This window comes from Drouetiella sp. (assembly GCF_059504425.1).
The window spans coordinates 21,117-27,268 of the sequence record NZ_JCACIN010000082.1; the positions used below are offsets into that span (position 1 = coordinate 21,117).

Below are 6,152 nucleotides of genomic sequence, written 5' to 3' on the forward strand. Positions count from 1 at the left end.
GGCTCTTCACACTCATCGACAAATTATGAATCTCCTAACACAGTTTCTCCATTTGGTTGGATCGGGTGCATCAGCATACATTACGGCGCATAACATGCGCGACTTGAAAACTCGCCCCGATATGCTTGCCGGATTTCAGCTGGCTGAATCTGGCTCTGTGCCGTTTCTCGAAGCCTTGAAAGAGCGGGCGATCGCTGAGGGTGATACCTGGCTGGCTGACAAGCTGGCGCGTCATGCTCAGGATGAGCAGCGTCATGGTCAGATTTTTGCCCATGCCCTGAAGCAATTGGATAAGCAGGTGATTGACATCAAGGCAATCCCCAAGGAGACGCCAGACGGCAAGCCAGATGAGCGTCGTCGTAGCCCCTTCTTTGAAGCCTATTTTCAAGGCTATGACTCAGCCGAGCTTTCGCCTCAAAAGATTGACTGGACAATGTTTTTCGCTAGCACCCACATCTTAGAGCTAGATGCCTGCAAGGATTTTGCTCGGATGGCAAATGCCTTGCCCGACAGCGATGCTGCCAGTGTCAATTTGAAAAAAGGCATGATGAGCATCGCCAAAGATGAAGAAGGTCATGCGGCATACCTACTAGAAGCAATGAATCGACGCTTGCCCTATGCCCAGGTTACAGCTCTGGTTGACGAATGGCGCACCCGCAAGGTCGATGCCATGATGGCAATGGTCGGCGGTCTTTTGCAGACGGGCGGCAAACTGCCGTCGATGGCTCAAGATGGGGTGCCTGTCGAGCTGTCTGAGCCGGAGAATTTGCAGCCCGTCAGCCAACCTGACCTAGTAGCGGCTTAAGCCTTGGCGCTGAACCCATCTATAAGCTCCTCTCAGGGATAAGAAGGTAGCGAAGCTAAATCTCAGCTTTACTGCCTCCTTATCTTCTGCGTTCAGACAAAGCGGAACTGGGTGGAGTTGAGATTCAGTGCAGACGAGTCTTGGACGATCGCCAGCAGTTCATCAGGCTGGAATAGCGTTGGGCCATTTTTGAGGAAGATGCCGATGTCCTGTACAGCAGAGCCGCCCCTCAGAGAATTGTTGATCGGCTTCAAGACATATTGGCTAGCACGTCCAGCAAGCTGAATCACATCTTCACCCGATTTGAAGTCAGTGATGCGGGCAAAGTCACCCGTGCCGTCGATACCGTCAAAGAAGTTGCGGGCATCTCCATCGGTAATGATATTGCCATCGTTGTAAAGCGCTCTTCCTTGAATGCCTACCACAAATCTATCTGCTCCTGCCCCTCCTACCAAAAGGTCAATTTCCCCGCGTCCGAGATTACCTTGGAAGCTTGAACTAACCCCTGTGAGAATGTCATTGCCGCCGCTGCCTATCAAAGTGTCGTTACCTGTATCGCCAGACAGCGTATCCGCCGCAACGCCACCCATTACCACGTCATTGCCGTTACCGCCAGAGGCATTGATTGTGGCGCTTGTGTTTGACGCGATCGACATGCGATCGTTGCCATCGCCACCTGTAAACTGAATAAACGAGATGCCGCTGGCAGCACCTAAGTCTCGCACAATCAGCAAGTCATCGCCGCCCAAACCATTGATCGCATTGAACGTTTCTACAGCCTGAGTTGCCAGGGTAATTGGCACAAGGTTGTTACGCTCAAACACAACTCCCGTTCCAGACTGGCGCAGCGTGAACTGATCGCCCTGGTTGACAGAGCCGTTGACCAGCACGTTGTCTGTTCCTGCATCACCTTGGATAGCATCACTGCCGTCTCCATCAACCCATTGAAAGGAGTCATTGCCCGCACCGCCAATCATCGTATCGCTGCCTTTGTCACCCGCTAGAAAATCGCTCCCATCGCCGCCGTCCAAGACATCATTGCCATCGCCACCCCGGAGCGTATCATTACCTTCGTTGCCGTTGAGGGCATCATTGTCTGCCCCTCCAGAGAGGCTATCATCTCCCAATCCGCCGCTTAATCCATCGAAGCCTGCACCGCCGTCCAGCGTGTCATTGCCGCCAAGACCTGAGAGGCGATCGTTTCCACCATTGCCCAACAGAACATTGCTCAAGGAATCCCCTGTTAAAATATCATCCCCACGGCCGCCTGTCAGATTTTCGATGCTGCTGAAGACAGCCGTACCGCCCGGAAAAGTTGCGGTTTTGGTTTCTAACGAGGCTTGAACATTACTTCCAAAGAAGAGATAGTTGACTGTATCGATGCCAAAGCCACCATTCAAAGTGTCATTTCCCAAGCTGCCAAAAAAACCGTCAGCCGTGTTCGTGCCAGTTAAATTATTGTTACCGGAAGTTCCATTAATTATTGCCATGATCAGTCACTCCTGAGTTAAAAGTAAGAAACTAAGCTTGAACTGAGCGATGCACTATCGATCTCTTGTTTGTCTCTTTAGTCGTCTTCAGCTCTATAGCCAAGATAAATTTCCTCTTCCAATTTGTCGGCAAGAAAAAGTCAGAGAAAGTCAGGTGTTTTGGCTAATAGTTCTCATGCCCAAATTTAGATATCTGCGGGCAGTTAAACCTCCACCTGGCATAACCACTCTCAGTGGCTGCTGTAGCTGTCGCCCGTTTACTTAGCACATTTAGGGTGGAGCGCTGCCCCACCCTAAATGTCCCCGTCTTAACCGCCTTGGCGGTTGCGCTATAACTTACGGCTGAGGTCAGCCTTTTGAAAAATTTGCTAGTAATGTGTATAAAGGCGGTTAAAGCTTTTAGATGGGATTACTTCTGAAAAAGCGTGATCTTGCAAAAGGTTGTTTCAACTCAGTGGGCTTATTTGGTATGCGATCGCTTCCCTTTATCCTTCTCTTCGCGGCTCTAGCGTCTGCCTGTAGCTCAGCTCCAAAGGTTTCGACAGTTCCCAGTCCATCGTCTCCTAGTCAATCCCCTTTCAGTCAATCCCCTTCCAGTCAATCCCCTGTGGCTAGCCCACAGAGGGATGTGGCGATCGTTCCTAATGCGATTCGGACTGAGACTCTTTCCCCCTCGCCCATTCAGATTACAATCGGAGATTTGCCCCAGCCTTACGCAACCGAGAGCGCTTCAAAATCTCCTCAAGTTATCCCGATTCCGGCAAACCCGGTTCTGAAGGTTCCAGCAGGCTTTACGGTGAATGTCTTCGCTGAAGGTTTAGACCGTCCGCGCTGGCTGGCGCTTACACCGACAGGCGACGTTCTAGTCACGGAAACACGGCAAAACCGGATTCGTCTGCTGGGCGATCGCGATCAAAATGGCAGTGCTGAAATCAACCAAACCTTTGCAACTGCTGAAAACGGGCTGGACATTCCGTTTGGCATGGCGTTTGCAGGTTCCTATTTCTTTCTAGGCAATTCGGACGCGGTGCTACGTTTTCCCTATCAGTCGGGTCAGCAAAAAGTGACGGGGGCGGGTGAAAAAATTGCAGATTTGCCCGGTGGCGGTTACAACCAGCACTGGACGCGCAACGTCATTGCCGCACCTGATGGGCAAAAGCTCTACGTTTCAGTGGGTTCTCGCTCCAATGCAGATGAGGAAGAGCTGCCTCGTGCCTCTGTGCAGGTGATGAATTTGGATGGATCCAGCAAGCAAATTTTCGCTTCCGGACTTCGTAATCCTGTAGGTTTGGCGATTCAGCCGTCCACAGGCGCACTGTATGCCACCGTCAACGAGCGCGATGGGTTGGGCGATGATCTGGTGCCTGACTATTTCACGCGGGTACAGCAGGGTGGATTTTATGGATGGCCCTATGCCTATCTGGAGAGCGATCGCCTCGACCCTCGTCAAACTGATAATGGACGCAGCCGCAACCCAGAATTAGCTGCCCGCACCCAAACTCCAGATGTGTTGTTTCAAGCCCATTCTGCGGCTTTAGGGGTACAGTTCTATAAAGGTGAAACCTTTCCCGATCGCTATCAAAATGGTGCATTTGTAGCCTTCCGAGGTTCTTGGAATCGCGATCAGGGAACGGGCTACAAAATTGTGTTTGTTCCGTTTGGAGCAGACGATCGCCCAACTGGACAGTACGAGGATTTCGTCACGGGCTTCCTGCTCGATCCGGTTGCACCTACAACTTGGGGTCGCCCGGTTGGGATGCTAGCTTTGCCAGATGGCAGCCTGCTCTTTACTGAAGAAGCAAATGGACGCATCTATCGAATTCAATATCAGGGAAGCTAATGTCATTTTAGACTTGCGGTTTGGAATCTCATATGCAAATTCTTTATGCGAACTCAAGGCTTCCATCACGTTGCGATTATCTGCTCTGATTACAAAAAGTCGAAGCATTTTTACGTAGAGATTTTAGGATTTTCTGTGATTCAGGAAACCTTTCGATCTGCTCGTGATTCTTATAAGCTGGACTTGAGGGTAGGAGAGAAAGACGCGATCGAACTTTTCTCCTTTCCTAATCCTCCGCAAAGATCTAGCCGCCCTGAAGCCTGTGGGTTAAGACATCTATCTTTTGCAGTCAAAGATATTGATGAAACCGTAAATGATCTGCAATCTAAAGGCATATCTATAGAGCCGATTCGATTGGATGAACTCACTGGAAAGCGCTTTACATTTTTTCAAGACCCAGATGGTTTACCTCTGGAAATTTATGAGATTGAGAGATAGTTGACCCGCTACTTTGAAGTTGATTCAAGTCTTCTAACGTGTTGCAGTTAAACAACATTGTCTCATCTAGCAAAACTAGCTCTTGCACAGTTTGACTCTTAAGCCAGCCTTGGAACGATCGCCCTCCCTGTTCTAAAAACTCTTCTAGATTCACTAAACAATCAGTTCTGTAAAATCCGCACAACGGCTCCCACCAGCCTTCTGGATTCTTAGGCAAGAGGGCGATTGCTTCCTGGTTTACGGATGCCAAACTATCCATCCAATCTTGAAGAACATCAATCTTAAGTTGGGGTAAATCGCACGCTAGCAGCAGTACCCAGTCAGATTCAACAGATGCTAAACCTTGGGCAAATCCCTTAAGCGGAGTCTGAGAATTGGCGGCTCCAGGCGCAGGAACTTCCTGAATTAAATAAATAGATTGATCTAGAAAGGATTGATAGCGATCGCACCAAGGACTCACTACATAAACAGTATCTGTACATTGCATTGCAATCTGACAAACCCGCTGAAGTAGAGGTACACCTGCGATCGAAATCAGAGCTTTATCTTGCCCCATGCGAGTGCTTAAACCACCTGCTAGAACGATCGCGCTTAGGCTGGTTAGAGCATATCGCATCTTTTAAGACCAATTAATTTTAAGGCTACGCGTTAATCAATACTCATAATCGATCACTACTTATAAAGGCTGGCACTCTATAAGTTTTTTTCAAGTGAATTTTTCAAGTGAATAGCATACAATATTCACAAGCTATAGTTCTCCATTTTAGGAAATTGCAGATGACGGAGGTCAGCACTCGCCTCTACTGGTTATTTCAGTCTCTCATTGCTTTCATGCCCTATCTACTAGCAGGGCTGTTTGCTGGCGCACTCGTTCTATCAGCAGGGGTTTTCTTAGCGCGTTTTCTCCTATGGAAGTGGTTGCTGCCTCTTGAAGAGTCTTGCTTGCTGACCTTTAAATCGTGGGCAAACCCAACCTTAGACCGATACATGTCATTGGTGACTTATCTGGCTCAAGGCGAGGTCACTGTTCCCCTGCTTATTGTTGTCGGAGGAGTTCTCCTTTACTATAACCAGAACAGTGCAGCTCTGGTGTTAGCGATCGGGCTGAGCGGTTCATGGCTACTCAATGGCATCTTCAAGTCTTTTTTTCGGCGCGAACGACCGGATTTATGGGCATCTCCTGATCGTCCAATGGACTATAGCTATCCTAGCGGTCACTCCATGAGCGCAATTTCTTTTTATGGTCTTCTGGCTGCTGACTTCACGCAATACCTAGATATTCCCCTAGCTATTACCGCTACTTTGGCATTTGCCATTACTTTAGGGGTGGGTTTCAGCCGACTGTATTTGGGTGTGCATTGGCCAACAGATGTTTTGAGTGGTTGGATTGCGGGTGGTATCTGGCTAGGAGCCTGTTTATACGGGTTAGCTCAGATCACTGGAGTTTGAATTGAGAGGACTGAAGGCGCGCCTAGCCTTGAAGAAAAACGATTCTTACCTGGAGTCCTCAGTCTAATCAAACTCATGCCGCTTTCGGTAGTCCTTAAAAGGTAAAGGTAAGGATTTTTAGTGGCGTGGG

The 6,152-nt window shown here is 49.1% G+C and carries 6 protein-coding genes; 4 read left to right on the forward strand and 2 right to left on the reverse strand.

Annotated features, from left to right (window positions below; translation table 11 throughout):
* Positions 1–25 precede the first annotated feature (25 nt).
* Complete coding sequence (locus AC5JMP_RS19385; RefSeq protein ID WP_495853131.1) at positions 26–805, forward strand: ferritin-like domain-containing protein; 780 nt, start codon at positions 26–28, stop codon at positions 803–805.
* Between the two features lie 92 nt (positions 806–897).
* On the opposite strand, the gene AC5JMP_RS19390 is transcribed toward AC5JMP_RS19385, so the two are convergent.
* A complete protein-coding gene (locus AC5JMP_RS19390; protein ID WP_495853132.1) occupies positions 898–2,295 on the reverse strand; it encodes a calcium-binding protein in 1,398 nt (465 codons plus the stop codon).
* Between the two features lie 607 nt (positions 2,296–2,902).
* Between AC5JMP_RS19390 and AC5JMP_RS19395 the strand changes: the two genes are divergently transcribed.
* Together AC5JMP_RS19395 and gloA2 are read left to right on the forward strand one after the other, a co-directional pair.
* Positions 2,903–4,135: a PQQ-dependent sugar dehydrogenase gene (locus AC5JMP_RS19395; RefSeq protein ID WP_495853133.1), complete on the forward strand. Its 1,233-nt coding sequence runs from the start codon at positions 2,903–2,905 to the stop codon at positions 4,133–4,135.
* A gap of 45 nt (positions 4,136–4,180) precedes the next feature.
* Positions 4,181–4,573 carry an SMU1112c/YaeR family gloxylase I-like metalloprotein gene (gene gloA2 / locus AC5JMP_RS19400; RefSeq protein WP_495853134.1) on the forward strand — a complete coding sequence of 131 codons (393 nt, stop codon included), beginning with the start codon at positions 4,181–4,183 and terminating at the stop codon, positions 4,571–4,573.
* Here the strand turns inward: gloA2 and AC5JMP_RS19405 are convergent.
* Positions 4,515–5,189 (reverse strand): molybdenum cofactor guanylyltransferase, encoded by a 675-nt coding sequence (locus AC5JMP_RS19405; protein WP_495853135.1) that lies wholly within the window; start codon positions 5,187–5,189, stop codon positions 4,515–4,517. The two genes, gloA2 and AC5JMP_RS19405, sit on opposite strands and share 59 nt — an antisense overlap.
* Positions 5,190–5,350: 161 nt before the next feature.
* Between AC5JMP_RS19405 and AC5JMP_RS19410 the strand changes: the two genes are divergently transcribed.
* A complete protein-coding gene (locus tag AC5JMP_RS19410; protein ID WP_495853136.1) occupies positions 5,351–6,022 on the forward strand; it encodes a phosphatase PAP2 family protein in 672 nt (223 codons plus the stop codon).
* Positions 6,023–6,152: the final 130 nt, after the last annotated feature.